The organism is Roseovarius mucosus DSM 17069, assembly GCF_000768555.3.
Classification (GTDB): domain Bacteria; phylum Pseudomonadota; class Alphaproteobacteria; order Rhodobacterales; family Rhodobacteraceae; genus Roseovarius; species Roseovarius mucosus.
In genome coordinates, this window is record NZ_KN293990.1 from 34,102 (window position 1) to 60,607 (window position 26,506).

Annotated in this window: 30 protein-coding genes; 11 read left to right on the forward strand and 19 right to left on the reverse strand. The window is 61.2% G+C overall.

Features of this window, described 5'->3' with window-relative positions:
* Window positions 1-29: 29 nt before the first annotated feature.
* From ROSMUC_RS17440 to ROSMUC_RS17485, 10 genes are all read right to left on the reverse strand, one after another.
* Window positions 30-674, reverse strand: coding sequence for a hypothetical protein (locus tag ROSMUC_RS17440; RefSeq protein ID WP_037275702.1), 645 nt, complete (start codon window positions 672-674; stop codon window positions 30-32).
* Window positions 667-1,086 (reverse strand): hypothetical protein, encoded by a 420-nt coding sequence (locus ROSMUC_RS17445; protein WP_037275705.1) that lies wholly within the window; start codon window positions 1,084-1,086, stop codon window positions 667-669. Before ROSMUC_RS17445 ends, ROSMUC_RS17440 begins: the two co-directional genes overlap by 8 nt.
* Window positions 1,087-1,161: 75 nt before the next feature.
* Window positions 1,162-1,359, reverse strand: coding sequence for a hypothetical protein (locus tag ROSMUC_RS17450; protein ID WP_037275708.1), 198 nt, complete (start codon window positions 1,357-1,359; stop codon window positions 1,162-1,164).
* A gap of 1 nt (window position 1,360) precedes the next feature.
* Window positions 1,361-1,738, reverse strand: a complete 378-nt coding sequence (locus ROSMUC_RS17455; protein WP_037275710.1) for a DUF6915 family protein — start codon at window positions 1,736-1,738, stop codon at window positions 1,361-1,363.
* A 10-nt stretch (window positions 1,739-1,748) separates the two neighbouring features.
* Window positions 1,749-2,240, reverse strand: a complete 492-nt coding sequence (locus tag ROSMUC_RS17460) for a DUF6878 family protein (protein ID WP_037275712.1) — start codon at window positions 2,238-2,240, stop codon at window positions 1,749-1,751.
* Window positions 2,241-2,342: 102 nt separating this feature from the next.
* Window positions 2,343-2,861 (reverse strand): hypothetical protein, encoded by a 519-nt coding sequence (locus ROSMUC_RS17465; protein WP_037275714.1) that lies wholly within the window; start codon window positions 2,859-2,861, stop codon window positions 2,343-2,345.
* A gap of 107 nt (window positions 2,862-2,968) precedes the next feature.
* The gene (locus ROSMUC_RS17470) at window positions 2,969-3,409 is read right to left on the reverse strand and encodes a JAB domain-containing protein (protein WP_037275716.1); all 441 of its coding nucleotides are present in this window, start codon (window positions 3,407-3,409) and stop codon (window positions 2,969-2,971) included.
* Between the two features lie 125 nt (window positions 3,410-3,534).
* Window positions 3,535-4,734 (reverse strand): hypothetical protein, encoded by a 1,200-nt coding sequence (locus tag ROSMUC_RS17475; protein ID WP_037275718.1) that lies wholly within the window; start codon window positions 4,732-4,734, stop codon window positions 3,535-3,537.
* A gap of 201 nt (window positions 4,735-4,935) precedes the next feature.
* A complete protein-coding gene (locus ROSMUC_RS17480; RefSeq protein ID WP_146005705.1) occupies window positions 4,936-5,793 on the reverse strand; it encodes a hypothetical protein in 858 nt (285 codons plus the stop codon).
* 396 nt (window positions 5,794-6,189) lie between these two features.
* Complete coding sequence (locus ROSMUC_RS17485) at window positions 6,190-6,594, reverse strand: single-stranded DNA-binding protein (protein ID WP_037275723.1); 405 nt, start codon at window positions 6,592-6,594, stop codon at window positions 6,190-6,192.
* A 423-nt stretch (window positions 6,595-7,017) separates the two neighbouring features.
* Between ROSMUC_RS17485 and ROSMUC_RS17490 the strand changes: the two genes are divergently transcribed.
* Window positions 7,018-7,338, forward strand: a complete 321-nt coding sequence (locus tag ROSMUC_RS17490; RefSeq protein WP_037275725.1) for an H-NS histone family protein — start codon at window positions 7,018-7,020, stop codon at window positions 7,336-7,338.
* A 189-nt stretch (window positions 7,339-7,527) separates the two neighbouring features.
* Here the strand turns inward: ROSMUC_RS17490 and ROSMUC_RS17495 are convergent, their stop codons facing one another.
* The 7 genes from ROSMUC_RS17495 to repA all read right to left on the reverse strand — a co-directional run bounded on the left by ROSMUC_RS17495 (window position 7,528) and on the right by repA (window position 15,871).
* Window positions 7,528-8,580, reverse strand: coding sequence for a hypothetical protein (locus tag ROSMUC_RS17495; protein ID WP_037275727.1), 1,053 nt, complete (start codon window positions 8,578-8,580; stop codon window positions 7,528-7,530).
* A gap of 281 nt (window positions 8,581-8,861) precedes the next feature.
* On the reverse strand, window positions 8,862-9,026 hold the full coding sequence (locus ROSMUC_RS21120) for a hypothetical protein (protein WP_170062589.1): 165 nt from the start codon (window positions 9,024-9,026) through the stop codon (window positions 8,862-8,864).
* 383 nt (window positions 9,027-9,409) lie between these two features.
* The gene (locus ROSMUC_RS17500; protein WP_037275729.1) at window positions 9,410-9,883 is read right to left on the reverse strand and encodes a hypothetical protein; all 474 of its coding nucleotides are present in this window, start codon (window positions 9,881-9,883) and stop codon (window positions 9,410-9,412) included.
* Between the two features lie 100 nt (window positions 9,884-9,983).
* Complete coding sequence (locus ROSMUC_RS17505; protein WP_037275731.1) at window positions 9,984-12,167, reverse strand: ParB/RepB/Spo0J family partition protein; 2,184 nt, start codon at window positions 12,165-12,167, stop codon at window positions 9,984-9,986.
* Between the two features lie 169 nt (window positions 12,168-12,336).
* Entirely contained in the window at window positions 12,337-13,548 is a 1,212-nt protein-coding gene (repC, locus tag ROSMUC_RS17510) for a plasmid replication protein RepC (protein ID WP_037275733.1), read from the reverse strand.
* Window positions 13,549-13,761: 213 nt separating this feature from the next.
* Window positions 13,762-14,694, reverse strand: coding sequence for a plasmid partitioning protein RepB (gene repB / locus ROSMUC_RS17515; RefSeq protein WP_037275734.1), 933 nt, complete (start codon window positions 14,692-14,694; stop codon window positions 13,762-13,764).
* Window positions 14,678-15,871, reverse strand: a complete 1,194-nt coding sequence (gene repA, locus ROSMUC_RS17520; protein WP_009503867.1) for a plasmid partitioning protein RepA — start codon at window positions 15,869-15,871, stop codon at window positions 14,678-14,680. The genes repB and repA overlap by 17 nt, the downstream gene beginning before the upstream one ends.
* A gap of 208 nt (window positions 15,872-16,079) precedes the next feature.
* On the opposite strand from repA, the gene ROSMUC_RS17525 reads away from it, so the two are divergent.
* Entirely contained in the window at window positions 16,080-16,307 is a 228-nt protein-coding gene (locus ROSMUC_RS17525) for an AbrB/MazE/SpoVT family DNA-binding domain-containing protein (protein WP_037275735.1), read from the forward strand.
* The gene (locus tag ROSMUC_RS17530; RefSeq protein ID WP_037275737.1) at window positions 16,297-16,692 is read left to right on the forward strand and encodes a PIN domain-containing protein; all 396 of its coding nucleotides are present in this window, start codon (window positions 16,297-16,299) and stop codon (window positions 16,690-16,692) included. Before ROSMUC_RS17525 ends, ROSMUC_RS17530 begins: the two co-directional genes overlap by 11 nt.
* A 78-nt stretch (window positions 16,693-16,770) precedes the next feature.
* Here the strand turns inward: ROSMUC_RS17530 and ROSMUC_RS17535 are convergent, their stop codons facing one another.
* Window positions 16,771-17,661 carry a recombinase family protein gene (locus ROSMUC_RS17535; protein ID WP_037275802.1) on the reverse strand — a complete coding sequence of 297 codons (891 nt, stop codon included), beginning with the start codon at window positions 17,659-17,661 and terminating at the stop codon, window positions 16,771-16,773.
* 46 nt (window positions 17,662-17,707) lie between these two features.
* On the opposite strand from ROSMUC_RS17535, the gene ROSMUC_RS17540 reads away from it, so the two are divergent.
* The 3 genes from ROSMUC_RS17540 to ROSMUC_RS17550 all read left to right on the forward strand — a co-directional run bounded on the left by ROSMUC_RS17540 (window position 17,708) and on the right by ROSMUC_RS17550 (window position 19,888).
* Complete coding sequence (locus ROSMUC_RS17540; protein ID WP_037275739.1) at window positions 17,708-18,745, forward strand: IS110 family RNA-guided transposase; 1,038 nt, start codon at window positions 17,708-17,710, stop codon at window positions 18,743-18,745.
* 499 nt (window positions 18,746-19,244) lie between these two features.
* Entirely contained in the window at window positions 19,245-19,487 is a 243-nt protein-coding gene (locus ROSMUC_RS17545) for a type II toxin-antitoxin system Phd/YefM family antitoxin (RefSeq protein ID WP_037275741.1), read from the forward strand.
* Complete coding sequence (locus ROSMUC_RS17550) at window positions 19,487-19,888, forward strand: type II toxin-antitoxin system VapC family toxin (protein WP_037275743.1); 402 nt, start codon at window positions 19,487-19,489, stop codon at window positions 19,886-19,888. Before ROSMUC_RS17545 ends, ROSMUC_RS17550 begins: the two co-directional genes overlap by 1 nt.
* A 29-nt stretch (window positions 19,889-19,917) precedes the next feature.
* Here the strand turns inward: ROSMUC_RS17550 and ROSMUC_RS17555 are convergent, their stop codons facing one another.
* A complete protein-coding gene (locus ROSMUC_RS17555; RefSeq protein WP_102106014.1) occupies window positions 19,918-21,033 on the reverse strand; it encodes a tyrosine-type recombinase/integrase in 1,116 nt (371 codons plus the stop codon).
* A gap of 117 nt (window positions 21,034-21,150) precedes the next feature.
* Between ROSMUC_RS17555 and ROSMUC_RS17560 the strand changes: the two genes are divergently transcribed.
* The 5 genes from ROSMUC_RS17560 to scpB all read left to right on the forward strand — a co-directional run bounded on the left by ROSMUC_RS17560 (window position 21,151) and on the right by scpB (window position 26,380).
* Window positions 21,151-22,794: a Mu transposase C-terminal domain-containing protein gene (locus tag ROSMUC_RS17560; protein WP_037275745.1), complete on the forward strand. Its 1,644-nt coding sequence runs from the start codon at window positions 21,151-21,153 to the stop codon at window positions 22,792-22,794.
* Window positions 22,742-23,665 (forward strand): TniB family NTP-binding protein, encoded by a 924-nt coding sequence (locus ROSMUC_RS17565; protein ID WP_245875229.1) that lies wholly within the window; start codon window positions 22,742-22,744, stop codon window positions 23,663-23,665. Before ROSMUC_RS17560 ends, ROSMUC_RS17565 begins: the two co-directional genes overlap by 53 nt.
* Window positions 23,666-23,736: 71 nt before the next feature.
* Complete coding sequence (locus ROSMUC_RS17570) at window positions 23,737-24,681, forward strand: TniQ family protein (RefSeq protein WP_037275747.1); 945 nt, start codon at window positions 23,737-23,739, stop codon at window positions 24,679-24,681.
* Window positions 24,682-24,896: 215 nt separating this feature from the next.
* Window positions 24,897-25,781: a DUF1403 family protein gene (locus tag ROSMUC_RS17575; protein WP_037275749.1), complete on the forward strand. Its 885-nt coding sequence runs from the start codon at window positions 24,897-24,899 to the stop codon at window positions 25,779-25,781.
* Between the two features lie 2 nt (window positions 25,782-25,783).
* A complete protein-coding gene (gene scpB / locus ROSMUC_RS17580) occupies window positions 25,784-26,380 on the forward strand; it encodes an SMC-Scp complex subunit ScpB (protein ID WP_037275751.1) in 597 nt (198 codons plus the stop codon).
* Window positions 26,381-26,506: the final 126 nt, after the last annotated feature.

The following is a 26,506-nucleotide window of genomic DNA, read 5'->3' on the forward strand; positions in this document are numbered from 1 at the left end:
TCAAATGAACCACTCGCCGCCGCTGATGATCACCCGAACCGTCGCCCTCTTTCGGTGAACGTGTACTCGTTCACGATGATCCCCTCCTCGATGGCCTCATCCGAGGTGAGGTGGTCGTATTCCGCCTCAAGCTGGCGGTAGAGCCAGCGGGCTAGATCGCGCAGAGCCTCGGTCACGACTTCCTCGGCATCCTCGGTCGGCGGCTGCCAGGTCGGGCTGTCGCGCGTGACGTCCACCGACATCGAGTATTCGTGGTAGTAGCGCCCGCGATGGCTGACCTCGGCGGCGAGCTGGTAGAAGTTCCGCCGCTGTATGGCCTGCAGCCGATCCGCGATACCATGCAGCGTCACGTCCGTGGTCGCGTAGTCCCGGATGCGCGCGGCCGCGCCCTTGGCGTGGGACCAATAGCCCTCGAAGCAAGCCCCGTCGCCCTGGCTCCAGAAGCCGGAGAACCAGATGCAGGGCTTGGCCCGCGTGCCGCCGCCCATCAGCCGGACGGGAGTGGTCTTCAGTCGAATGCCGAGAATTTCGCAGACCCGCTCGAAATCCTCGTAGACCGCATCCCACCAGTCATCGTGGGGTCCAAGCTCGCGATACCAGCTACGCGCCTTTTCCTTGGCGGCATCCGAGAGTTCGGGGAACTGGTAGACCGTGGTGCAGATGAGTTCAGGCATCGACGTCCTCCCCGTTGAGCGCGGCTGCCAGCCATTCTTGCGTGCTGGTCCAGTCGATGGATTTGCGCGCGCCGAGATCGATGACATGCGCGCCACCGCCGAAGGCGTCGAGGCGGGGTCGGGAGCAGGTCAGGGCATACTGGAACCCCCAGAGGCCGGTGAGTTCGAGATCTTCCGCAAGGCGCAGCACGAAGCGGATGACGGCTTCGACATCGCCGTGTTCGTCATCATGGATCCAGAGGCTGCTGCCCTCGGGGGCATCCTGCTGCACGAGATCGAAGCCAGGGACATCTGGGTCGTCGGCGTCCTGATCAGCCGCGCGCAGATCGTGAAACAGCGCGAGTGCTCGGGCCGCCTTTTCAGGAGTGCCGACGTCGAGCAGGCATGAAAAATGGGTGAAGTAATCCGCCATGGGGACCTCCTGAATGGGGAAGACCCGGCCGAGCGGCCGGGCACTGGATTGGGGTGAAGGGATGAGCGGGGGCGATCAGCCGGTTAGCTCGTCGCCCACCGCCTGTCGCGCGGCATGCGCGCAGAGCATCTGCCGGTAGAAGCGCTTACGCGCTGCCCGGAAGCCGCGAACCGCGAGCCTGTTCGGGTGCAGCGCCCGGACCGCCGCGCGCAGGACGGCGTAGGGTGAAGCCGTCACGGGCAGGCCGAGGCGCTGATAGGCTGGATCAGTCATCTCAGCTGACCTCGACCACGGGCGAGGCGAGATGCGGATCGACCAGCGCCTCGATCTGCGTAGTGCGGCCCATCCAAGGTTCGGGCCGGATGGCTTTCACCCAATCGGCGAAGCTCGGGATGAAGCCGAGATCTTCCTTCACATGCTGCTCGCCGACCCAGCGGGTCGGGATGACGCGCCCGGTCGAGAGGGTGAGGGTCGGGCCGAAGATCGTCTCGGCCATGAAGATGCCCTCGGCATGGTGGCGCAGCGCCCGGTGCCGAAAGTCAGCGGTGATCTCCTTGCTGGCGTCAAACCAGGCATGCACGGCGATGAAGTCGTCGACCGTGCCGCCCCATTTCTTCACCGAGGACAGGGCGTGGAGATAGGGATGTGCCATCGCTACCCCCTCAGAAATCATGGGTGGTGAGTTCGGACGACGTGAAACGTTCGTTGAACTCGAGGTGGATGCAGCGGGCCGCAGCATCGAAGCAGAACTCGCCGTAAGCGCCGTCGTTGTTCTCCCAGCCGCAATGGGTATCGGAGAGCAAGTCGTAGGCAAGCTGCTCGACGAGATCCTCCAGCGTGAGCTGCCGCATCTCGACCTCAGGGTTGTCCCATGTGAGCGCCGCGTATTCGATCTCGGTCTCCGGGAACTCGACCGCGGTCTCGCCCGACCATGCGCCGATGCTTTCGATCTGGCCGCTGTCACCGGCACCATCGAAGGTCACGGTGACATGGGTGATGCCGGCAGCCATGAGACCGTCAAACAGGCGATCCTTGTTGCCGGGACGCAGCGCGTCGATCCGGGCCGCGCGCGCGGCATGGGCTGCGAAAATCTGGGCCATGTCGACGGTCGAGGGTGCCATCGGCGGCGTGAGGGTGGGTTCAGTCAGGGTCATCGGGTGTCTCCGGTGAGGGGAAGGGATCGGAGCCAGGCCGGGCGATCTCTCTCCCCCGGGGCAAGCTCCAATTCCCCCCTGCCCTCCTCTGTCTCTCAGGCCTCACGCCGCGACCTGCAGGACCCGGGCGGCGAAGGCGCGCCAGAGCGGATCGACGAGCCGCGCATCGAGAAGATCGGCGCGATGGCGCAGCCGCTGCGCCAGATCGGGCTCGCCCCAGGCAGCCACGCGGCCCGCCTGCGCGCGCAGCTGGCTCGCCTCGGTCACGACGCCACGTGCCTCAGCCGCGCTCGTCACCGGGTGGCACCAGGCGACGGCATAGTCACTGGCGGCCCCCGCCAGCACAAGGCGCTCGTCGCGGTCGAGGATCGCCAGAAGCTGGGGCGCGGCGTCAGGGGCGATCCCCTCAGCATGATCGATCGCGCCCTGCATGGCCTCAGCCAGCGTTGCGAAGCGGGAGAGGACCAGAGGGGCGGCCCGGCCCAACATCAGATCAGCCGGCGCGCGGCGCGACAGGGTCAGGGCGAAGGGTTGACTAAGGTCAGCGTCGCCAGCCGGAATGTGCGGTGGGATGCCCCGCGCGCGGGCGGTCGGGTGGATCGGCAAGGGCAGGTCGAACATGGGAGTATCTCCGACGGCGCGGAAAGCCTCTCTCCCCGCTTCACCGTCAAAGACAAAACCGCTGCCCTCTTCCTCGAAGGGGCAGCGGTGATAGGTCCGATGGACCCTCAGAGCTTACCGAGGGCCCGCAGGCTCAGCTCCGTCCCCGCACCGACGATGATGTGGTCATGCAGCGTCAGCCCAAGGTACTTGCACCCCTTCTGGATCTCCTTGGTCATGCTGAGATCGGCCTCCGACGGCGTCGGATCGCCGGACGGGTGGTTGTGAATGAGGATCAGGGCGCTGGCGTTCAGCATCAGCGCCCGCTTGATCACCTCGCGCGGATAGACCGGGACATGGTCGACCGTGCCGGTCGAGAGAAGCTCATCGGAGATGATGCGATTCTTGCGGTCGAGATAGAGGACGTGGAAGCGTTCGATCGGGCCGCGGACGGTCAGCGCGCAATAGTCCATCAGCGCCTGCCAGCTGCCGATGACCGGGTTTTGGCTCAGGTAGCGGCCGAGGATGTCACGGGCCTCGAGGACGATGGTTTCTTCTTGGGGAGTCATGGGGGTTCTCGCTGAATTGCGCAGGCCAAAGCCCCCTGCCCTCTCGGGGCGGGGCCAGTGGCATGCATGTGGAAGGGAAAGCGCGACCGCCGCGCGCGAGGGCGGTCGCGTTGTCGGGCCCGGCGTCAGCCGACCCGGTCGAGGAGCTTCTTGGCGCGCCCCTCCATTTCGAGGCGGGCGTCCTGCTGGGTCCTGTCGCGCGCAAGCCGCGTGATGCCCTGCACAAAATCGAAGATGCTCTCGGGCGGGCGGCCCTCTTCCATCAGCACCTTCTCGATGATCTTGCCGGAATCGGCCTTCGAGAATCCGCGTTTGCGCAGGAAGTCATCCCGATCCTCATCCGTGCGCGCGACGATCTGCTGCCGCGCCGCCTTGATGCCGTTCACGAAGCCCTGCGGCGAGGAATTGGCGAAGCGGGTCAGCGCCGGGGCGGCCTCATGCGCGAAGCGAGAAGCGGCGTATTTCGAGTGGCGGATCTTGATCTCCTGGAAATCCTCGACGCCCCAAAGGTTGCGGTTCTGGCACACCGCCCGCAGGTAGAAGCTCGCCATGCCGAGGGTCTTCGCGCCCACCTCGGAATTCCAGCAGTAGAAGCCCCGGAAGTAGAGATCGGGGGAGCCATCCGGCAGCCGACCCGCCTCGATCGGGTTGTGATCGTCGACCAGAAACAGGAAGACATCGCGGTCCGAGGCATAGAGCGTGGTCGTGTCGCGGCTGATTTCGACATCGGGGTTGTAGACCCCGGTCGACCAGTCAAGCACCCCCGGCACCTTCCAGCGCGTGTCGCCCGTGCCATTGCCCGCGATGCGCTGCACGGCCTCGACCAGCTCATGGTCATGGATGCGGCCATAGTCGGGGCCAGTCACCGCGCGCAGTTCGGTGCGACCGTCTTCCGTCTCGAAGGTCTTCACCTGCTCGGCCCGGTGGTTGGTCAGACCGTATTGCAGGTTGATACCCGCCAGCGGCGCGGGCAGCTGGCGCAGGTAGGTGGCCGGGGCTCCGACGATGCTGGCCAGCTGGCCGAAGGCCCAATGCGTGGGCGCGACCGGCTCCTGCGCTTTCGGCAGCATCAGGTGCAACCGTTCGGGATTGTCACGCGCGGCCTCGACGCGGATGTCGGCTGTCTGCACCACACGGCTACGGCTGCGTTCGGAGCGGCCTTTCACATTGGCCCAGAGATCATCGAGCGACAGATACCGCTCGTCATCCGGCCGGTTGAACCATTCGGACGACACCCGCCCGTTCCGCTCACCCCGGCTCACATCCACTTTCCAGCCACCAGCCCGCGCCGGCGCGACCGGATCCAGAACTTCTACAACGCCCATCGGCTATCTCCCGTGACAGGCGCCAGGAGCCACTCTCCCAGCCTTCAACCTGTCACCGGGAAACCGGCCCTTCTCTTACTCTCAAACACGGATGTGAGGGGCGGCTATGCGGACAGAGCGGACGTTGCGGCCCTTCGACAGTTGTCCGCACTCCCGCCCGAAGCGGACACGGCCATCGTAGCGTCTGGCAGCTTCTGGCTTCTACCTGAGAGCTTGATTGTAGCGTTCTCTAAGTTCCTCGGTCCAAGTGTTCCAAAGGTTGCACTTGGACAAAATCAGATATCTTGCGACTTGCTGAACGTTATAGACCTCATAAGGCCCAAGACGGTTGGTCTCAGAGGAAAATGCGTGGGCAGTCATTTTGTTGCGCAAGTACTCGCTAAAATTGATCGCGTCCGGGAGTGAAATCTGACGATCTCTAACCTCAGCACCATCAGAATAGTCCGAAAGCTGATTTAGCATTTCATATACGGGCACTTCAGATTGGCCACCTCGGGTCACCCAATCAATCGTTCTTTCCGGATCAATCCCAGCTTTATGCAAACGTTCTTTGAATTTTCTCAGGAACTTAGGCTCCCAGTAAGGCGTTCCCTTAATATTTCGCGGATTTTCTCTACTTGCCTTTACGCCGAGATCAAGCTCTTCGATGGCCGAATATGCAAGGTTTATCGCTACAGACGTTCTCACACGCGAGGCAAAATTGGCAGTGTGTTTTTCAAACGCCTGCCCATACCGAGGATGCATTGACCATGGCGTTACACTCTCGGTTTCGTAACTCATTGCCAGCTTATGAATTGCATAGACAAGCCTATTGTTTCCCCAAGCTGCAGCAGCGACTGCTACTGCAACCGGAAGGGTGTCGCGATAAGTAAACCATTGAAATAGGCCATCTCTTCGAAAAAGGTTCTCAAAGGTTATCTGCCGATCTGCTTGGTCATCAGAGAGTTCGAACCCGGAAGTAGGTGGGTTTTTAACTACCGGGAATCCCTCAAGAATGACGTTCGCTGCGCAGACCAATTGAATAATATTGTTCGCCTCGGTTTGCTCTGTCTCAAGCATAAGCAACCTCCCGACTTGTTGTCCTTCCTGTCGGATACCTATGTCCTCTAACGCACTGGCCTGGGCTAATTCGCTCATACCAGTTTCGGAGAAGGCATATCGCGTAGATGGGTCAGGAATGTCTCGTGTGGACCAGTTTGCAGTGGCGCAAATTGAATGGATCAAATCAATTTCACTGGGTCTGAACACAAGGAAGCTACAAAACTCTGGCATTGGTCCCCCGTGAAATGTGTATAATCTGTAATCGTTCGGCCCAACTTTGCAAAGCCCGCTTGCTGCGCATTGCAGACACTGGTCCTGCCCGCGGCACGCGTAACTGTGGACTCGAAGCTACCTTGCGGCAGTGCCCCGAGCCCGGCGAGTTTCCCCGCCGGGCCCGCGGGGGAGACACCGTTCTCAGAACGGGATCTCGTCGTCGCGGTCGACCAGCTCGGGGTTTTCGTTCTTGGCCGACTTCGGGCGGCTCAGGAAGTCGACCTTCTCGGCGATGATCTCGCAGCCGTAGCGGTCGTTCCCCATGCTGTCGATCCACTTGGTGTAGTGGATGCGGCCGTGGACGAGGACCTTCATGCCCTTTTCGCAATGCTCCGCGACCGTCTTGCCGAGACCGTTGAAGCAGGTGATGCGGTGCCATTCGGTGTCCATGACCCGGTAGCCGTTCTCGTCGCGCAGCACGCGACCTTCCGAGAGGCGGGGGCGCGAGGTGGCGAGGCTGAAGTTGGTGATCTTGGTGCCGCCCTGAGTGGTGCGGACTTCGGGGGTCTGACCGATGTTGCCGGCGAGGATGACGATGTTCTGCATGGTAAGCTTCCTTCTGTGTCCTGTCTTCGGGACCGTCCCTTCGACAAGACCCGGAAAAAGCCCGTCGGGTGACGCGTGCACGGTGGGCGGAACGGCCGCCGGAAACCCCCAGAGGACCGGGGTGGAGCGGGCAGCCCCAAAGGGGGCAACACGGCCCGGGCTGACGCGGGGTTGCGCGCGAGAGCCCGAACGGGATTAGGGGATTGTCAGTCGAAGGGATGGCCCAGAAGACAGAGATACGCGGGGAGCCCATGCCGGACCCTGTCACCCTGCCAATCGGGGCAACTTGACCCCCAGTTCAGCACCTCACTGGCGGCGACGACAAACAACACCCCGCCACCCCTGCCCTTGCCTTCCGGGAGTTGCAGCGCCCCACTGCGGCGGAGTATCGATACCGGGACATTCAGGACACGGAGCGCATCAATGGCTGATTTCGATCTCGACGCACTGTCGCTCGGCGAGCTGAAGAAAATGCAGAAGGACGTCGCCAAGGCGATTTCAACCTATGAGGATCGGCAGAAGGCGGAAGCCCGCGCCAAGGTAGAAGCTCTCGCCCGGGAACTGGGCTACTCCTTTGCCGAACTTGTCGGCACCGATACGAAATCCGCGCGCGCGCCTGCCGCGGCAAAATACCGGCATCCTGAAAACCCGGCACTCACCTGGTCGGGCCGGGGGCGCAAACCGCAGTGGTTCGTTGAGGCGTTGGAGGCGGGGAAGACCGCGAGCGACCTGGCCATCAGTTGAAGACTTGACGTACGCGATCCGGCTCAGAGCGGCCGTCCGACTTCATCGCACGAACGGTTGTTTCATTTGGAGCCTAAGCTGCCTAGCAGCGCCTTCCGAAGTCTGGGAGGAAGCCACTAAAACGGCCAGACCTTGTTCTGTGGCTGTCTCTGATAGGTGCACTCTTTGTGAACGCTTGCCGCATTGTGCCTATTGGTTCATGGGATTGGCGAACCTTATCTCCCGCTCAACATAAGCGAGTATTTTGGGTGCCCAGTAGTATCCGTATGGATATTTCATTGTATCCGCTTCGTCGAATTTCGCAGCCGTTCGTTTAACACATTCACTAGGCAAAATTGCGTCTACTTGCCTCTTCATTTCAGCACTTGTGGCTGCACCAACGTTCTCGGCCGGTCCAAAATAAATCGAACCAAGGCGACGACCAACTTCGAGCGTATTCGACTCTAAGATAACAACTGATGAGAGCGAGACTACCCGTCTGGAAACTCGTATACAGAGGGTCTCGATCACCTTCCAATCGCCACGGTTCAAAGCTTTCTCGGTGCTCATGATCGCTACGATTTCGTCTAACGAGCCCACTACGGCATCTCTTTCCTTGGCCGGAAGGAACGAATGAGAGTACTGCCTTACTATGCCCAGGACAATTTGGAACTCGTGAGGATCGGTATTTGCCATCCAACCGAACTCGCCGTGGATCAATTCGGCGTAATCCCACAGATGGCTGCCGAAGTAGCCGAGGTTCAATGCCGCTACTAGACGTTCTCGAGGGAAGGCATAAGCCTCCGGAAGGGTAAAGTTGGGGAAATGGGTTTTGAACGTTGACGGGTTGGTACCTAGGCTTCCCACTATATCGTCCCAGAACAGGAGGCTGACAGCTGACTTGCCCTCACTGACCCTTTTATCGGAGTACAACCTCACTTCCATCTGAAGCTTTGCGTCACGATCCCGAGTGGTCGCAATATATATCGTGTTGAGTGCAGGCTCGAAAGCGTCGGAATTCTCCACTTCCGCTTTAACTAGATCGATCTTCAACGGTGCTGCGTACCGTTTGCATTGAACTCCGATCTTCCGTCCGATGTCGTCCGGCCCGAAGATATCGACACCTTGCTGTTGCTGACCCGGACGACCGTTCGCGGCCAGATCAGGCGAATTCCAACGGAGACGTAGAGCATCCAAGGCAATGGCTTCGAAATCCTGCCAATTCTTCGGTTTCGGGACTTCGAGAGAATGAATTGATGTCATTGATTTCCTTGGGTGGCCGGTTGTTTCACAGTGTATACTTTACTGGCACGAAGCATAAAAGCGGACGTTCAATGCCGCAACGCAAACGGCTGCTCCGTTCGGCACAGCGGACCTTCGCCCATCACGCAGCGAACGCCCGCTCCCCCGCCCTGCGCGCAGCAATGTATCCGCCAACCGGCACACGGGCGGTCCTCAGATCGGCACCGACGATCATTCGGTCGCCGATAGACTCGGGGCGCACCTGCGCCGTGCCCGGGCGCTGGAGAAGTGAGGCCGAAGCCTCACCCGAAGGGATCGTACTCCGAGACGATCATAACCTCGTCGCCGTCGATTTCATCGGCGGGGACGGCGCCGTAGGATCCATCCCCTGCCTGGAAGACGACGATCGAGACCATGAGGGTGGCGGCGAGGGAGGCTGCGAAGGCGTGTGCATCTTTGCGGGACATCTGTTTGGCTCCTGTCTTGGAGGCGGGGGACCATTCCCCGCGCGACAGGACCCCGCAGGCCCGAATACTGGCTGACATCACCGGGTGCGTTCGGCTCGTCCGAATCCGCCCGGCGGCACGGGCGTGCCCGTAGTCCGACCCCTCGCGGGTTGATCTCGAAGACGGGATTCGGGGCAAGGAAGGGAATGGCGAGCGGGGGATAGTGCCCTGACGACTGGAGCCGGTTGTCCCGCTGATGCTTTTGCCTCCAACCTCCCGGCCTAGATCTTGGTTGAAGACGTCCTTCCTTGGGGATGGTTCCTTTGGCGCCCCGCGACATCCGGGACAAGGTTGTGATGGATGAGAGGCCCGCGCTTGGACGGGCCCCTCGGTTTCAGTTGGGCTCAGGCGGCCAGGTCCGCGCCCCCTGCCCTCTCGCCCTCTTCATCGCCGACGATTTCAAGTCGCGCATTGCGGTATCCTTCCTTGGCGATCCAAAGCTCGGCCGCGGTGATGGATTCTGCCAAATGCAGCAGCTCGGTGTTGCCGCCGAAGTCCAGAAGCACGCGCACCTGCCCGGGCTTCGGATCCTCGGCCACCTCGAAGACGAGGGTGCTGTCAGCGGAATGGCTGCGCATGATGGTCACGAGGATCACCCCGTCCGAGGAGAAGTTGCCCTCATGCAGCGTGAACGACGCGGGAGCCGTCCAGGTCGGATAGGCCCGGGGCGGCTCCTTCTTCACGAGACGGCCTACACCGTTCGAGCGCTCCCAGGCCGCCAGCTTCTTGGTGAAGCGTGCCGGGGGCTTGGGGCTGCCGTCGGTGTAGCGAATGAGCGCCCCGAGGGGGGCTGTGTCGATGATGGTTGTTGCAGACATGATTCCTCATTCCGAATGCGAGTAATCGCACTCATCTTATTGATATTGTTATGTTATAGGGTGATTGGGGGCGGAATGCCCGCCCCCCTGCTGGAACACGTTACTCTGCGGCCAGCATCGACGCGCCTTCAGCAGGCAGGTCATCCGTCAGGAATGCAGGAAGGTCAGCCTCACTGACGCTGTCGGCCACTTCGGCATCGACATCCGCCCCCTGCCCTTCGGCATGGCCCTCACCGTCCAGCGCCACGAGATCGTTCCGGCGCAGGACCTCGGGCAACCAGCCGCTGCCCTTCAGCAAGCGCTCGGCCTCACTGGCCATCTCGCCTTTCTTCAGGTGATCGAGGCGTTGGGCAGTCCCCTCCCCTTTCGCCTCGCGCACGGCCTCGAGGATGCGGGCCTTGGGCACGCGGTTGAGATAGGTGTCGACCGTCGGCTCCCAGCCCGCCTCGACCATATCGAGACCTGTCGCGCGCGCCACGAGATCGGAATGCGCCATACGACGGGTCAGACCGCTAGCAGAGATGCCTGCTCCGTAAGGATTCACCTTCTCATGCAGCGCGTTGACGCCGAAGCTGAGGCAATGCGCCAGCAAGGCCAGCCGACTGCCCTGGTCGAGAACCGTCAGATAGTCCCAGAGCGCTGCATCGTCGCCAAGCGGGAGATCGGCTTCCCATTCCGCGTGACGCTCGTCGACCAGCTTTGCCACCACGCTGTCCTTCAGATCGGGCGCCTGCGCCGACATGTAGACGTGACGCACGGATGCCTCGAGACAGCTGCCTGAAACAGAGGAGGTGCGGAACGTGTCCGTCACCAGCTTCAGAAGCAAAAGCGTCAGCGCGACATCCGGAGAGCGCCCGATCGCTTCACGCAGCGCCAGCGTCCGGTGGGCCGTCAACTCCATGACCAACCGCTCGGGCAGTGGCTTCAGCGCTCCGTCATCCTCATCCTCCGGCAAGTCAGCTCCGATCGGCTGGCCACCCGACATGATGACGGTTCCGCCATGAGCGGCACTGCCATGGCCATCGGTGAGATCACGATAATCCCCCTGCTCCGCCACCGCAGGATCAGTACCATCCTGGACCGCGGTCTCCTCAACGGGCTCATCTTCTGGACGCACATACCCGCGATAAACTGCCAGCGCGCCGTAGCGGTCGAGCGTGACGAATGCCCCTGCCCGCCCGATCTCCTCCGCGTCGAAGATCAACGGCCGGGTCTCGATCTTTTCCATCTCCGCTTCCAACACGCCAAGCCGCGTGTCAATCTCATCGGGAATTTCATCCTGACCCGCGTGTTCCTCTTCCATCGCGCGATACTCGGCGAGCAGCTTGGCATGAGCCGCGCCTTCGTCATCCGTCATCGGTGCCGGATCACCGGACAGGGACCGCAGGCCGTGGCTGTAGCCGTAGGGCAGGTCAAGCGCGACCTCGATCCACTTCCAGCCCTCAAGCGCAACCGTCTCAGCCTCGGCCTGGAGTTTTTCCGTCACCAGCCGATCGAGCAGGGCAGGGTCCTCCAACCAACCGCCGTCATCGCCCTGGAAGAGGTCATGCAGCATCGTACCACCCGCCGCTTCATAGGCATCAACATTCACGAAAACCGCGCGCCGGTCGGACACCCTGACCGAGGTCTCGGTCAGCATGCGCCGGATCTGGAATGGCTCCTTGTTCCAAGATGAATTGATCACATCCCAGACCTGAACCTGACGCACGTGATCGGGGTTCACGGTGAAGGCCATGAGCTGCTCCAGCGTCATGCCATCCTCGGCATAGACCTCAAGCAGTGCAGGGGCGACAGAGGCAAGTTTGAGGCGCTGTTTCACGATCTGCGGCGTCACGAAGAAGGCAGCAGCAATCTCAGCATCGCTCTGACCCTTGTCGCGCAGGGACACAAACGCGCGGAACTGGTCGAGCGGGTGTAGGGCGACGCGCTGCATGTTTTCTGCAAGGGAATCGTCCTCGGCCAGGATCGCGGACCCCGCATCACGCACGATATAGGGAATGGGCGTCGTCTTCGCCAAACGCTTCTGCTTCACCAGCAAGGACAATGCTTGGAACCGACGACCCCCGGCTGGGATTTCGAATTTGCCGGTCTCGATGCCATCGTCAGCCAACACGGGCCGCACGCTCAAGCTCTGCAACAGACCGCGGCGGGCGATGTCTTCGGCCAGTTCCTCGACGGACACGCCAGCCTTGATGCGCCGCACATTGGACTGGCTCAGCATCAGCTTGTTGAAAGGGATATCCCGGGATGGGGACAGGGTGATTTTCTGGACAGCTTTGGTCATCAGGTATTCTCCACGACGGGCGCCGGAAGCCACTCTCCCGATCTCACTTCCCGTCACCCTCAAACCAACACTCCTTTCCCTCTCGATGATCGTATAGTTGCCAAGAGGCGACTTAACAGCTGTTAAGTCAGGCCAACCGAGCACCGAAGACGTCGAAACTTAACAGCTGTTAAGCCGCACTTCGCCGACCGATCAAAGCCATGACCATCGGACCGCAAGAGAATTCGCCCGCCGCGGCCTTGGACGTCAGCGCCCGCAAGTATCCACCCGGAGACCTGATTTCGGAAAAACGTTCCAGCATAGCCACGACGACGATCGAGGCTTGCTCTGGTCCCATGCAGCGTTGCGCTTCTTCCCAAGCGGAAACACTGATCCCCATGGCCGGCCGTACATGACAAGCCGCGTCGAAAAGTTGGTGCCAGTGTCGAATGTCGCCCTGATAGAAAGTCTTGAGCGAGGGACAGCCGGCGATTACCAGGTGGAGTGGGATTTTCGGCACCCGCCTCGTGTCATGCTCTTCACCGTCAGCCACGGGCTCACCCGTATCATCATCAGGCGCGCCGCCCGCCGCCCCGCCTTTTTCTAAGGCAGGTTCAAGATCTATAGATTTTTTATTTGAATTATGATGGTGACGCTCAAAATGGGCATCATTGGTGTTCATTTCTTTTGTTTCAGAGCCGTCAATGACCTTACGCGCCTGGTCAAGTAGGGTCTCCAGTTCAGTCCGAAATGCCGACAGATCCTCAAGCGAAAGCTTACGGCGAAGAGCGCGGGCTGTGAGGGCGGCCGTGTCGCTGAGCTGGTCCCATAGGCCAAGCCCGGGCAGGATCTCCTCGCCGAATTCCGCCAGAGCGGCCATGTCGCGGCGCATAAGGCTCACCACCTCCCTCAGTCGCCGCACACGGTCCTCAGCCTCACGCACAGCCTCTGCGGCCCGTGCAATCTCCTCTGCCCGGCAATAGAGCGGGGAGAGGTCGAAGCCGAAGGCAACGCGATCTTCGCCGCGCTTGCGCACATACCGCTTCCCATTGGGGCTATCGCGCCGCGTGAGCAAGCCTGCCTCTACCAACCGGGCGAGGTGACGGCGCATCGTCGAGCAAGGCATGCCGTTCAGCCGCTCGCAGATCGCCTTGTTGGATGGGAAGACGACCATCTCGGTGTTCCCGCCAAGCGCATCGTCCGGAAAGAAGCTGAGAAGTCCCTGAAGAACGGTCAGATCGCGCTCGGAAACCCCAAAGGCCGCCTGTGCCTTGGACAGCTCGCGGAGGAGCTCCCACTTGTTGACGGGCTTGCCGGGAACAGACGCCTCAGGACGCTCGACCACGCGCAGATGGGCGTGCGATATCGGCCGCATAAACGGCGAAATCGGTGTGTAATCCATGATGTCATTCACGAAGGCAAAATTTCCCTGGCCCGCGAATCGCTTTGCGCTTGCGGGAAAGGGGCCAGATCGCTACATTCAGAGGTGCGAAAACTGAAGTTTTGTAGCGGGCTGGTCCCGTGCGAAACCTAAGAAAGGTCTCGTGAAGCTTGCTTCTCGGGGCCTTTTTCTTTTCTGCCTGTCTCGTGCCTCCTTTTTGATTGTTGCTCTTCCTCAGTCTTCCGAACGCTTCCAGCGCTCGTGAAGCTCGGCGATCAGCTGCGGGGCGTTGCCCTCAAGCCAGCTGACAAAATCGCTCTCCTCGGCCTTCAACTCGAGCTTGAGTTGCTTTCCACGACGTCCGGTCGTGACAGTGGCGGCACCGACCCCCGGAATCACCGTGCCGGGCCGCCTGCGAGGGCGAGACGAGGATGTGGTCTGTTCGGGCTTCCCTGCAGCAGAGAGGACGGCCAAAAATGCATGATCGGATTTCTCGTCAATACCGCCTTGGTAGGATGTCTTGGCCTCACCCGCCAAAACTGCAAGCAGTTCGCGATCGGCATCCGTAGCCCCCAGCAACTTCTTGAGCTCTTCCCACCTGGGCCGACCAATGCCCGGAGCGGCACCGATGGCGAGGACCAGGTCCTCCCCAACGGTGCGGACCACGCTTAACAGCTGCGACACTCCTGCCTCGGTCAGATTGAGAACCTCGGCGACACCCTTGTTAGTGCGTTCGGATGCGCTCAAATGGTCACCGTCGAGCAAGGCTGCGGCAACAAGCGCACGTTCGATGAAGCTTAGATCCCGCCGCTCCTGGTTCTCTAACAGCTGATCACGAAGTGCCTGATCCCCCTCCATCTCTGTGACAATGGCGCGGACCTTGATCCCAAGTTCTCTGCAAGCTTCCAGTCGACGACGGCCATAGATCAGGCTGTAGCGATCACCCTCAAGCGGCCGGACGAGGATTGGTACTCGCTGTCCGTTCTTGGAAATTGACGCCTTGAGGCCCTCAGTCTCGATCTGCAGCCGGTCATCGAGCCGACCTGTGGTTTCGATTTGGTCAGGCTCGATTTCGAAAACGCCGCCGCGCAGCCTGCGCCCCTCAAGAGCATCGGGCGCATTGCGCAGGGTCTGCAGTGGCAGTCCCAGTTTAGGCTTTCTTGCCATTGCGTCCCCACGTGTTCTGGATGATCGCCGCGATCTCGTCGTTGACGGCGTTCATGGATTCGATTGCACGATCGAAAGTCTGACGCGTGAAATCCTTCTTGTCGGCCTCGTAGAGCGTCTGCTTCGTCAGCCCTGCATCAGAGATCGCAGTCGACTCAACCATGTGGTTGGTCAGCACTGACCTGCCGAACAGACCCCGGATGAAAGCAATGACCTCGGTCTGCGGGGCATCACCCACTTTGTAGCGGGTCGGCAGAAAGCGCAGCCAGTCGAAGCGAAGGTTTGCGCCAGCATCCCGGATGACGCCAAGCAGATCAGCGGTCATTCGCAGAAACTGCGACATGGACATCAGATCGAGCATTTGCGGGTGAACGGTAACAAGCACCCCTGAAGATGCTGAAAGGGCGGACATGGTTAAAAAGCCAAGCTGCGGCGGACAGTCGATGACGACGACGTCGTAGTCCGCTTCGACACTGTCGAGCGCGTCACGCACACGGGCAAAGAATGCGCGGGCGCCGCCACGCTGAATGGCTGCCGGCGTCTCATGTTCGAATTCCATGAGCTCGAGGTTCCCGGGAATCAGGTCAAGACCACGGATGTAGGTCTTGCGGATCACGTCCGAGATCGGGACCGGTTCATCGTAGCGAACCGCATCATACAGCGTGCCACCCTCCATCAGGTCCAGCTCAGGCTGGATGCCATGCAGCGCGGAAAGGGATGCCTGGGGGTCCAGATCGATCGCAAGGACACGATATCCCTTGAGAGCCAAGCGCTGTGCAAGGTGAGCGGATGTTGTCGTTTTCCCGGACCCTCCTTTGAAGTTCACAACAGAAACAATCTGAAGCTCGTCACCGGCACGACGCCCCGGAACGTAGGTTCCAGGCTTCTTCGCGTTTGCCTCAAGGGCGTGGCGAATCTCCCAGATATCATCGAGGGTATATCGCCGGTGGCTGCCCGCAGTGGTTTCGACGTCAGCGATCTTTCCTTCTCGATGAAGCTTGCGAAGGTAGGTATGATCGACTCCAAGCAACTCGGCCGCCTCGCCGCTGGTCAGGCTGCGCATGACTTTTTTGGCGTCGGGAGGGAAGTGGGCAGCACGTTGCGCATGAAGATTGGACGCAAGAAGCTCTGCGTAGTGCCCGATGGCAATGTCCAGGTCCTGCTCAGCTTCGCTCATCTCTGCCTCGATTCGTGGGCGCGTTTTTTATGTGATCGCGCGTTATTTATCGAGACTATTGCCCGAGCTATCAGATTCGTGCAAGCTCTTTCTAGATTTGGTGTCAGTCGCTGCGTCATGCACAAGAGTAGCTAGGGTTTGGGGCAGGCTTGCCTTCGGAACCCGTCGGATATACATTACAAAACGTATATCCACATGGGAGGTCACGATGCAGGTCGCAAAATGGGGCAACTCGCTGGCCGTCCGTTTGCCAGCGGAGCTCGTCCGAGAGCTTGGTCTCAAGGAGGGTGATCAGATCGACCTGGTCAAGGACGACGGTCGGGTCAGAGTCCGTCGCCTTGCTCGTGCGGATGAGGTGCTGACCGGCCTGCGTCGCTTCCGGGGCAAGTTGTCCGCAGCAGAACGTCTGAGCCGCGGCGACGCGCATGAGCGCTGAGTTCGCGGACACGAATGTCGTTCTTTACCTGCTCGACGACGGCCCGAAGGCCGATCGCGCCGAGGTCATCCTGGGGCAGGGGCCCCGGATCAGCGTTCAGGTTCTAAACGAGTCACTGGTGAACTGCCGCCGCAAAGCTGGCCTCAGTTGGGAGGAAACAGCGGCCTTTCTCGAAGGCGTGCGCGCCTTGTGTCCCGTCGAGGATCTCACCGTGCAGACCCATGACGTCGGCCGCGCTTTGGCGGAACGCTACGGCTTCTCGATCTACGACGCGATGATCGTGGCCAGCGCTTTGGTTGCGGGGTGTACCACGCTATGGAGCGAGGACATGCAAGATGGCCTGCTGGTCGAAGGCCAGCTTCGCATCGTCAACCCCTTTGCATGAGCGGACAACTTCTGAGTCTGGTGCTGGCCTTAGCCTTGTAATCCTTCCATGTCGTGCATGATTTGCGGGGTTTCTGGGCTACTCAAGCAGCCCCAGCCTCTCAGCCCGCTCCATTAGCATCTTCACAGAGGAAGGCTGCCAGCTTGTCCGCCCGCGTGGTGTGCGTTCGCGCATCGCTTCCAGCCGGGTGCAGATCGCCTGAAGCGTGATGTCGGGGTCCGCGCCCTTGATGGCAGCGACGATGGCGGGCAGACGGTCGTCGGTTTCGCGGCGCCCGGCGCGGGCCAGCACCTCGGCCGGCAGGAAGCCGTCGCGGACAAAGGCCTTCACAGCGCGCAAGAGACGGCTTTGAGTCCAGCGACGCGCCTCGGGCAAGGGGCCGTTGATGATGCGCACCACGTCTTCCCAAGCCAAGTCGGGCCGCAGGCGGCGGACGTGGGGCACCCAGTCCTGTGCCGTCTCGTTCAGACGCTCAATGTAGCCGTCCTGTCGGGCCAGCCTCACCTTGCGCAGCGCCGCCGGATCCCGCGCGCGCAGGCCCGGATTGCCGCCAACCCGGCCTTTGGTCCGTGCGCTGGCCAGGCCAGCCTTGGTGCGTTCGCGGATCAGGGCGCGCTCGAACTCGGCCGCGGCGCCGAGGACCTGCAGGGTGAACTTGCCCTGAGGCGAGGACGTATCGATCGGATCGGTCAGCGAGCGGAAGAAGGCTCCCTTCGCCTCCAGCCGCTCGATCACCTCCAGCAGATGCGAGAGGGATCGCGCGAGGCGGTCGATCCGCACGACGACCAGCGTGTCGCCTTTGCCGATGCGTTCCAACACCCGCGCAAGCACCGGTCGCGCACGATTGCCGCCCGAGGCCTGTTCTTCATGGATCTCGGCGCAACCCGCGGATTTCAGGGCCTGCGACTGGGGCAGGGGGGTCTGATCTTCGGTCGATACATGAGGTAATCGCGGCGGCGCTGATCGAATGGATGGTGCAAGCTGCGGGGATAGAAACCTTGAAGGAGATACCCCTATGCCCATGTTTGCCGCCCTTGATGTGTCCAAGAAAGAGACGCAGGTTCATATCGTTGATGTGTCTGGAAAGTGCGTCTGGCGCGGAAAAGTGTCGACCACCCCGAGCGACATTGCGACAGTGCTGCACCCCTACGCCAAACAGCTTGAGAAAGTTGGCCTTGAGACGGGCAGCTGGAGTTCGTGGCTCTACCATGGCCTGACCGATCTGGGTTTTGACGTCGCTTGCATGGACGCACGCCAAGCGCACGCCGCGCTTTCGGTGACAGTTAACAAGACCGATGCAAACGACGCCGAAGGTCTCGCGCATCTGTTGAGAACCGGTTTGTTCCGCGACGTGCGTGTGAAGCCATGGTGCGACCTGCGCAGACGGGCATTGCTCCGGGCCCGGGCGACGCTGGTGCGGACGGTCATCGATCTGGGCAATGCCATCCGCAGTGCCCTGCGATTGTTTGGCTTCAACATGGCCGCGGGCTCCGGCTCGGGAGGCGCGCGCGCTTTTGAGCGTCGGGTCGAACAGCACCTTGCCGAACAGCCTGGGCTTGTTCCCGTTGTGATGCCCTTGCTTGATGCCTGGCGCGCCGCACGAAAACAGGTGGCCCGGCATGAAAGTTCGATCCGGGCCGAAGTCCGGACAGATGAGCGGTGTCAGCTGCTGATGACTGTCCCGGGGGTCGGCCATTTGAACGCGCTCGGCTTCGTAGCTGCGATCGGAGACACCAAGTCCTTTCCATCAGGGCGCACGGCAGCGGCCTGGATCGGCCTGACTCCGCGACGATACCAATCAGGTGAGATCAATATGCAGGGCCGGATTTCGCGTCACGGCGACAAGCTGTTGCGGTCCTACCTCTATGAGGCCGCCGCCCACATCCTGACCCGCGCCAAGACCGACAGCGCCCTGAAACGATGGGGCACGGACCTGCGCGAAAAGATCGGCTTCAAACGCGCGAACGTGGCAGTGGCACGAAAACTCGCTGTGACGCTCTTTGCCATGTTGCGCACCGGCAAGCCATTTGAGGCAGAGGGGGTGCCAGCGTAATCAGTCAATAAGATCCACTGCTGATCGGCAGTGGTGCGTCCGCCGGGACGCCGAGCCGGTTCACCGCGTTACGCTCGCTGCAGACCCAACCGGGAGCACTGCGTTTCGAAACATTGCGGGAGCCGTTATCGGAGCTCATCATGCGGCGGCACATGTCCGACCGCGAAGACAACCCTGACCCCGGATAGGCGGACCAAGCCACATAAGTTCAGCTGCCCAGAAGACAAAAAACGCCGCCCTTATGGCGACGTTCAAGAGAAGAAGTGCTTGACCCATAGTCCGCGATTAGACAACGCGGGCATAACCGATCAGGGGCATCAAAACAGTCTTTTTGCAGTTTCATACATCGCTAATAAACGACCATTTGCCTGCGGGTGCGGGCGATTGGTTTTCCCAACCCACCTTAACTACTCTACCCTTTGGGTTGGATGCGTCTTGACATGAGCAAGTTGAGTCGCCATTTATCTAGACAGATAGCTAGCTAGAATGGTGAAAAACGATGTGGACTGTTCAGGATGCAAAAAACAAATTCAGCGCGGTGGTTGACGCAGCACTTGCCGGCACGCCGCAAGAGGTGACGCGCCGAGGCAAGCCAGCGGTGGTCGTCCTGTCTTCGGATGAGTACCACCGGCTCCTGGAGGGTGCGGTAAAGGCGCGCGAGAGCTTTGCAGAACATCTGATGGCATTTCCCGGTAGGGATATCACGCGCGCCTCGGCCGCCCCGCGTGATGTAAGCTTCTGATGTACATTCTCGACACTAACGTCATCTCGGCCGTGCGCCGTCCGGACCGAGCTCCGCAAGTGGCGGCCTGGTTGCGCGGCAAGGCTGAGCAGGAACTTTTTCTGAGTGTTATCACGCTAGGCGAAATTGAGCGCGGCATTCGCCAGCAGGAGACCCGCGACCCTATGTTTGCCAGCGACCTCCGTATGTGGCTAGATCGAACGGTCTTGCTATTCTCGGACCGACTGCTTGCTTTTGAGGCCGAGGATGCACGCATCTGGGGGCGGCTCTCAGCCGAGATTGGCCATACCGGTGCTGATCTGATGATCGCCGCGTCGGCGCTACGTCATGGCGCTGTCGTCGTGACCGGGAATATCAGTGACTTTGCGCCGACCGGTGCTGCGTTGGAAAATCCGTTCTAGGCTGAGTGCCCTGTCATAGGGCAGGGGGGTCACAACCCCGCCGCTTTGGTCAGGTTCACCCGGAAACGGTCGCGACGGCGCTGGTAGCGGCGGGTCATCTCGGCCGAAGCGTGTCCGAGCTGCTTCTGGACGTAGCGCTCGTCCACTTCTGCCGAACTGGCAAGCCCGGCGCGCAACGAGTGACCAGAGAACAGCGCCAGACGTTCTTTTTCAGGCAGCTCGGATCGGATGCCGGCATCCAGGACCGTGCGCTTGATCAGACGGGCCACATGTTTGTCGTTCAGCCGCGTTTCCGAGGCGCGTTTGCCATCACGCGAGATGCTGACGAAGACAGGGCCGAAGTCGATCTTGGCGAAGTGCAACCACTGTTCCAGAGCATGCACGGGGCAGGTCTGGTTCTTGGAGCCGCGGCCGACCTCGACTTCGCGCCAGCCGGTCTTGGCGTTGAGCCTCAGGAGCACGCCCTTGTCGAAGATCTCGATCCAGCCGCCGGAATCTGGTGTGTCGTCTTTGTGCACATCAAGACTGACGATTTCTGAACGGCGCAGACCTCCGGCGTAGCCCAAGAGCAGGATCGCCCGATCCCGGAGCCCGCGTAGATCGAAAGGAAGGGTGGCCACCATCGCAAGAATATCTTCGGCCAAGATGGCTTCCTTTTGTACCGGGGGCCGTGCGTGCTTGCGCTTGATCCCGGCCAGCACTGTCGCGATGTGCCGGTTCTTGCGATCGAGCGTGAACCCCCGCTGAGCGTAGTTCCAGGCGAGACCCGAGAGGCGCCGGTCGATTGTCGAGACCGATAGAGTAGGGGAAGAGCCCGAACCGGACGCCAGATCCGCGAGATAGAGCCCGATCATCTCAGGCGAGGGCGGCAGCGGCTCGGTGCCTTTCATCCGGCACCAGCGTGCAAAATGCGCCCAGTCCTTAGCGTAGGCCCTTAGCGTGTTGTCCGAGGCAGCGGCGCGGGCGTAGTCGCGGGCGGTTTCGACCAAGCGGTCGAGTGCGCCGGATCCGGCCACAGAGGAAGGAAGTGTGAGAGCCTCATTAGGCCCAGCTTCGCTGTTGTTGTCCTCGTTGATTGAAGACCCGCTTGCCGCCGCTGAGCGCGATTTTGTCGTTCTGCCGAGGTTTTTGAGACTGGGTGCCATGTGTTTTCAATGGTTTGCGGTTTTTTCATTTTGAGATTGAGTCGGGGTTATTGAGACTGTAGAGGGAAGTGAGTCGATATTTATGAGACTATCCCGCAGCCGCGCATTGATCAAGATATGTCCGATAATTTCCCAGCTGACAAGGATTGGAACGCGGCTGAGCACCGCGCCAAAGTGCTTGCTGGCCTGCCAGAACAGCTGACCCAGGATGATGCTGAACAGGCTATGCGCCAGCTTGATGTCAGCCGCGCGACACTGTTTCGCTGGCTGAAGAGGTTCCGTGAGGATGGTCGCACCTCGGCTTTGTTACCCAGCCCGCGTGGGCCGAGGCGCGGCATGCAGCCGCTTGACCCTGATGTGGAAGCCATCGTCTCCCGTCTGTTCAAAGACCTTTACGCCACCCGCCGCAAACCTACAAAAACGCGGTTTTGGGGCGAGATCGCTGCCAATTGCAAAGATCTAGGGCTGGCCCCACCCTCCATCCGGCGTCTGGGACGTTGGCTGGAGCGACACGACCAAGCGAAGCTGATGGCCAAGAGGGAGGGTAAGGACAAAGCCGAACGCCGTCACCTGGCTACACCCGGCACCCTCACAGCGGAGCATCCCCTGGATATCGTTCAGATCGATCATACCAAGGCTGATGTCACCGTGGTCGATCCCGTGACCCGCCGTCCGTTAGGCAGGCCCACCCTGACAGTTGCGATCGATGTGCATACCCGCATGGTTCTGGGGTTTCACCTGTCGTTGGAACCGCCGTCGCTTTTGGCTGCGGCGCTTTGCCTTACCCATGCGGTGATGGACAAATCGCATTGGCTTGTGGCGCGCGGAATCGGCACGGAGTGGCCAGCGCGGGGCATCCCCAAAAGGATTCATGTGGACAATGGCGCGGAATTCCATGCCCACGCCTTCAACATCGCCTGTTCCGAGTACCAGATTGATCTGCAGCATCGCCCACCCGGCACGCCACGCTATGGCGGCCATATCGAGCGGCTCATTGGCACGATGATGGGGGCTGTGCATTTGCTGCCGGGCTCGCATTTTTCGAACATCTTTGAGCGAGGTGATCTTGATGCCGAAGCCGAGGCGGTGATGACGCTTAGGGAGCTGGAGGTCTGGTTAGCGCTGGAAATCACCGGCTCCTACCACGCGCGGGCACACCGGATGCTCGACACGACCCCGATTGCGGTATGGGCCGCTGGGGTGGATGAGGTTGCGCTGCGCATGCCCGCCGATCCGCGTCAGTTTATGGTCGATTTCCTGCCGTCCGAGCAGCGCGTGCTGCAACGCGATGGTTTGCATCTCTTCCATATCCGCTACTGGTCGGACGAGTTGCGCTGGTTGATGGGCCGCGAAAGCCGCAAATATATGCTCAAATACGACCCTCGCGACCTCTCGCGGATCTTCGTGCTTACCGAGGATGGGATCATCGAGGCCCGGCCTGCCGATCTGACGCGACCAGCGATTACGCTCTGGGAGCACAGGGCGGCGCGGCGCGCTTTACGCGAAGCCGGGCGCTGTGCGGTGGATGAAGAGCTGATCTTCTCAACCATTTTGGCGCAGCGTGACCTCGTGGACAGCGCTGAGCGGCAGACCAAGGCGATGCGACGCCATCAGGCGCGGCGTTCGCATCTGGAACCCGGTCCGATGATCGATGTGACGCCAGGTTCAGAAGCGCCGGAAGCCCTGCCTACACCAGAAAAGAAAGCCAATGCGCTACTGGATCATCCAGGTTTCGCTGTCGAGGAATGGTATGATGACTGAGTTTCCCCATCTTTATCCTGCCGCCCGCCAACTGGCCGCTCTAAACGCCGAAGAACGTATTCACCGCATCCGCGCTGACCGTTGGATCTCCTATCCGCGCGCAGAGGCCGCTCTGGCGAAGCTCGAAACGCTGATGTCATTCCCTGAACGGGCCAGAATGCCGAACCTGCTCATTGTCGGTGAGAGCGGCATGGGCAAGACGATGATCATCGAGAAGTTCACCCGCGATCACCCCGCCAGCTTCGATGAGACCACCGGCCGATTACATATGCCGGTCGTTGCGGTGCAGATGGTGTCCGGACCGGACGAGAGCCGTTTCTATCGCCGGATTCTGGCGGCGATCGGTGCTCCTGAGCCGCCACGCGCGACGCTCGCTGTGCTCGAAAGCCTAGCCCTGCGGCTTCTGTCTGAACTGCGCCCCGGCATGCTGGTGATCGATGAAATCCATAGCCTGCAGGCGGGCACGATCCGCGAACAAGCGCGGTTCCTGAACATGCTGCGTTTTCTGGGCAATGAGTTGCGCGTGCCACTGGTCTGTGTCGGCACTGCGCAGGCGCGCAACGCGCTGCGCACCGACAATCAACTTGTCCGCCGCTTTGAGGCTTTTGCATTGCCGCCCTGGCGGGACGGGGAGGATGTCATTGGATTGATCAGCACGCTTCAACGGACCTTGCCGCTGCGGTGCGAAAGCCAGATCGATGAGAAGATGCTCACACGGATTCTGAGTGTCACTGGCGGTATCACCTCCGGCATTTTCTCGGTGATGTCACAACTGGCGATCGCCGCTATTGAGAGCGGAGAGGAGCGGATTGTGCCGAGCGATATTTCAAGCGCCGGCAAACTGCAGGCGGTTTTGGGAGAACCTGTGTGACGGGGCTGGGCCGTCTGCCGGTTGTTTTCCCACCTGAAATCGACGAGCGGCTTTCGTCGTGGTTCGCAAGAATGGCGGCGTTCTATGCCATGACGGTACCGGAGTTTCTTGGTGAGCTCGGTCTTCTCCAGCGCGATGTGTTCGATTTGGAATGGCGTCTTTCGGCAGGGGAGGGGGCCTTAATCGCAGCTCGGACTGGGGTTTCGGAGGTGGCGTTGCAGGCGATGACATTTCAGGAAATCACACCGGACGCGCGGATCATGATAGCGCGGAAGACCCGGCATCACTGCCCATCTTGTCCGGCGGATGTTCACCGCAAGGCTCCGAGCTTTCCTTGGATGTTTCAGTGCCCAATTCACAGCATAGATTTTCGTGATGTTGGCGGTGCCATCCTACCTGACATCTTGGGGTCTGCGCATCTCGCGGCGCTGCAGTCACATGCCAAAACTGGGGCTGCTGTTCTGGATTCTTGGGCCCGAGGAGAAGGGCAGGGGGCTTTCGGGCCGGTCGAGATGTTGCTCTTTCTGACGACACGGCATCGCCGGGCGTCGCCACCGAATGTTTCAGAGCAGCCTCGGATGTCATTAGGGACCCGGCGCGACTACCATGCATTTCTGACCACACCGATCATTCGGCAGGCCCTAGCCGTCATCGTACCGGAATACGATCACGTTGCGCCCGTGTTGGTCAAACCGGTCCGCCCCGGTCTGCATGCTCTGGCCCAAGGCTCGCTGTTGCAGGCCTTCGCATTGACGGTTGGTATTGGCCGGATCGCGGAGGATCCTGTCGCTCGGGTGATAAAGGTCTTGCTTGCCAGCGACGCCGACGGTCAGGAGCGGGTGAAGGATGTGCTTAGGGCATGGCCTCTGTCGGTGAGGCGACGTATCTCAGCAAGGCTCTGGCGCGCTGAACGCGACGAGAGAGTCCGCCAGACCGCCGAGAAAGCCGCACGTGGACGCCAGTCTCATAAACTCCGGTATGTCCAGTCTCACAAATGTCGCTACAGAATCTCATGAACCCCGGTATGTTTTTCAGGGAAGTGCTTGAATCTCACTAATTCCGGCATTCCGACACGCTGAGCGCGATTTCCGGGTGATTTCCTGCATATCGCTGATCATAGTTTGTGATGTCCGATAATGCAAACTTATTGGACATAACGCAGGGGCGCAGAGTGGGGCGGTTTGCACATCATACTGTGGACGAAAGCGCCGCGATAGATTAGGGTTGTGGTATGACATATCTGTCCTCCACGATCTCCGACGACCTGAGCACCCTATCGCAACTGCCGGGCTGGGTCACCGCCACGCGTGCTGAAAGCCTTGAAGATGTTGCGTTTTTGTCTGGCGCGGCGCTGTGTCATCTGGATGTTGTGTTGGGATGCGGCCCTGTGCCCCAAGCCTTGTTGCGGGATCGGCTGGGCCTGCGGGCGGCAGAGGCTTGTGTTGCCTTGTCCGGTCGCCCCGAGCGGGCAGGGGACTTGCGAGACGCGGTGCATCTGATGCGCCGCGGTGGCCTGCCGGGACCGGCGGGAGAGGTCTATCAGTCGTGGCGGCGCGCGGCAGGCCGAGCGGTGACGGTGAAGGCTTTGGGCCGGGCCTTGCCGGCTGTTGTGCCGGCCCAGATCGCCGCGTGGATCGATGCCGGGCAGGGCGCCTTGGTGGCGCGCGCCGCGACCGTTCTGGAAACCGTGTTGATCGAGGCGCCACGCCAAGAGGTGCCTGCGCTGATCCTTGCCGATGCGGCCCTCGCCCAGGCGCTTGGCTGGGATCATCTCGTGCCGCTGCTGGCCGCGGGACTGAAACGCGCCGACCTGCGCAAGCGAGGCGAAGAACTACGCTTGGCCTGTCATCGCGCGCTCATCTCTTCGGCGGTCGAGGCCGTGCGCCTGTCGGCTGACCTTTCGCGCCGGGCGGCGCATTTGACGGCGGTCGCGCCAAAGCTTCGGGCGAAGGGGGCGGACGACGCGGTCGAGATGTTCCTTTCCCGCGACGCGGTGGCGCCCTCGGCTCTGCCCCTGCCGGACCGCGCCGCGCGGCGGCTGTGTGACCGGCTGGTCGATCTCGGCGCGGTGCGTGAGCTGACCGGCCGCGACACCTTCCGGCTCTACGGGGTGTAGCGATGGCGAAGGATCGCCCTGAGCCGGAGCTTGATCGCGAGTTGACCGACCTGCCGCCCGATCTGCGCTGGCGCGAATGGATGCGCCGGATCGAAGCGGTTCTGTTTGCCAGTGCCGCGCCGGTGCCACGTGAGGATCTGGCGCGGGTCGTGGGGCAGGGGGCCTCGGTCGATCTGCTGGTTGAGGACCTTGCCGCCGATCTGGAGGGGCGGGCCTTCGAGATCGCGCAAGTTGCCGGCGGCTGGATATTCCGGACGCGGAGCGCCTATGCGCCGGCGATCCGCGCCGCGGCGGATGTCGGGGATCAGCTGCTGGATCTGAGCGAGTTCGATGTCGCGGTCCTCGCGGCCATCGCTTACCACCAGCCGATCACCCGCGACAGGCTCAAGGATATCTTCGGCAAGGAGATCAGCCGCGACCTGATCGGTCGGCTGCATGCGCGCGAGTTGATCGGGACCGGGCCGCGGTCGCCTCGACGCGGGGCGCCCTATACCTTCGTCACCACCGAGCAGTTCCTTGTCGCGTTTGGGTTGGAGAGCCTTCGCGATCTTCCCGATCGCGAGCAGCTGGTGGATGCGGGGGTGGTCGGCTCGGCTTAGTGGCCTAGCGGCAATCGGTCGTGCGGCTCGTTCACATGGCGTTAGTGAATTTCGAATATTTCGAGTATTTCGAGTATTTCGAGTATTGCGATTGTTTCGAATGGAAGCTATCCTATATCTAACTCA

Excerpts from the sequence above, each read along its gene's own strand:
- ROSMUC_RS17440 (WP_037275702.1), bottom strand. The coding sequence starts at position 674 with ATGCCTGAACTCATCTGCACCACGGTCTACCAGTTCCCCGAACTCTCG.
- ROSMUC_RS17445 (WP_037275705.1), bottom strand. The coding sequence starts at position 1,086 with ATGGCGGATTACTTCACCCATTTTTCATGCCTGCTCGACGTCGGCACT.
- ROSMUC_RS17450 (WP_037275708.1), bottom strand. The coding sequence starts at position 1,359 with ATGACTGATCCAGCCTATCAGCGCCTCGGCCTGCCCGTGACGGCTTCA.
- ROSMUC_RS17455 (WP_037275710.1), bottom strand. The coding sequence starts at position 1,738 with ATGGCACATCCCTATCTCCACGCCCTGTCCTCGGTGAAGAAATGGGGC.
- ROSMUC_RS17460 (WP_037275712.1), bottom strand. The coding sequence starts at position 2,240 with ATGACCCTGACTGAACCCACCCTCACGCCGCCGATGGCACCCTCGACC.
- ROSMUC_RS17465 (WP_037275714.1), bottom strand. The coding sequence starts at position 2,861 with ATGTTCGACCTGCCCTTGCCGATCCACCCGACCGCCCGCGCGCGGGGC.
- ROSMUC_RS17470 (WP_037275716.1), bottom strand. The coding sequence starts at position 3,409 with ATGACTCCCCAAGAAGAAACCATCGTCCTCGAGGCCCGTGACATCCTC.
- ROSMUC_RS17475 (WP_037275718.1), bottom strand. The coding sequence starts at position 4,734 with ATGGGCGTTGTAGAAGTTCTGGATCCGGTCGCGCCGGCGCGGGCTGGT.
- ROSMUC_RS17480 (WP_146005705.1), bottom strand. The coding sequence starts at position 5,793 with ATGCTTGAGACAGAGCAAACCGAGGCGAACAATATTATTCAATTGGTC.
- ROSMUC_RS17485 (WP_037275723.1), bottom strand. The coding sequence starts at position 6,594 with ATGCAGAACATCGTCATCCTCGCCGGCAACATCGGTCAGACCCCCGAA.
- ROSMUC_RS17490 (WP_037275725.1), top strand. The coding sequence starts at position 7,018 with ATGGCTGATTTCGATCTCGACGCACTGTCGCTCGGCGAGCTGAAGAAA.
- ROSMUC_RS17495 (WP_037275727.1), bottom strand. The coding sequence starts at position 8,580 with ATGACATCAATTCATTCTCTCGAAGTCCCGAAACCGAAGAATTGGCAG.
- ROSMUC_RS21120 (WP_170062589.1), bottom strand. The coding sequence starts at position 9,026 with ATGTCCCGCAAAGATGCACACGCCTTCGCAGCCTCCCTCGCCGCCACC.
- ROSMUC_RS17500 (WP_037275729.1), bottom strand. The coding sequence starts at position 9,883 with ATGTCTGCAACAACCATCATCGACACAGCCCCCCTCGGGGCGCTCATT.
- ROSMUC_RS17505 (WP_037275731.1), bottom strand. The coding sequence starts at position 12,167 with ATGACCAAAGCTGTCCAGAAAATCACCCTGTCCCCATCCCGGGATATC.
- repC (WP_037275733.1), bottom strand. The coding sequence starts at position 13,548 with ATGGATTACACACCGATTTCGCCGTTTATGCGGCCGATATCGCACGCC.
- repB (WP_037275734.1), bottom strand. The coding sequence starts at position 14,694 with ATGGCAAGAAAGCCTAAACTGGGACTGCCACTGCAGACCCTGCGCAAT.
- repA (WP_009503867.1), bottom strand. The coding sequence starts at position 15,871 with ATGAGCGAAGCTGAGCAGGACCTGGACATTGCCATCGGGCACTACGCA.
- ROSMUC_RS17525 (WP_037275735.1), top strand. The coding sequence starts at position 16,080 with ATGCAGGTCGCAAAATGGGGCAACTCGCTGGCCGTCCGTTTGCCAGCG.
- ROSMUC_RS17530 (WP_037275737.1), top strand. The coding sequence starts at position 16,297 with ATGAGCGCTGAGTTCGCGGACACGAATGTCGTTCTTTACCTGCTCGAC.
- ROSMUC_RS17540 (WP_037275739.1), top strand. The coding sequence starts at position 17,708 with ATGCCCATGTTTGCCGCCCTTGATGTGTCCAAGAAAGAGACGCAGGTT.
- ROSMUC_RS17545 (WP_037275741.1), top strand. The coding sequence starts at position 19,245 with ATGTGGACTGTTCAGGATGCAAAAAACAAATTCAGCGCGGTGGTTGAC.
- ROSMUC_RS17550 (WP_037275743.1), top strand. The coding sequence starts at position 19,487 with ATGTACATTCTCGACACTAACGTCATCTCGGCCGTGCGCCGTCCGGAC.
- ROSMUC_RS17555 (WP_102106014.1), bottom strand. The coding sequence starts at position 21,033 with ATGGCACCCAGTCTCAAAAACCTCGGCAGAACGACAAAATCGCGCTCA.
- ROSMUC_RS17560 (WP_037275745.1), top strand. The coding sequence starts at position 21,151 with ATGTCCGATAATTTCCCAGCTGACAAGGATTGGAACGCGGCTGAGCAC.
- ROSMUC_RS17565 (WP_245875229.1), top strand. The coding sequence starts at position 22,742 with ATGCGCTACTGGATCATCCAGGTTTCGCTGTCGAGGAATGGTATGATG.
- ROSMUC_RS17570 (WP_037275747.1), top strand. The coding sequence starts at position 23,737 with ATGGCGGCGTTCTATGCCATGACGGTACCGGAGTTTCTTGGTGAGCTC.
- ROSMUC_RS17575 (WP_037275749.1), top strand. The coding sequence starts at position 24,897 with ATGACATATCTGTCCTCCACGATCTCCGACGACCTGAGCACCCTATCG.
- scpB (WP_037275751.1), top strand. The coding sequence starts at position 25,784 with ATGGCGAAGGATCGCCCTGAGCCGGAGCTTGATCGCGAGTTGACCGAC.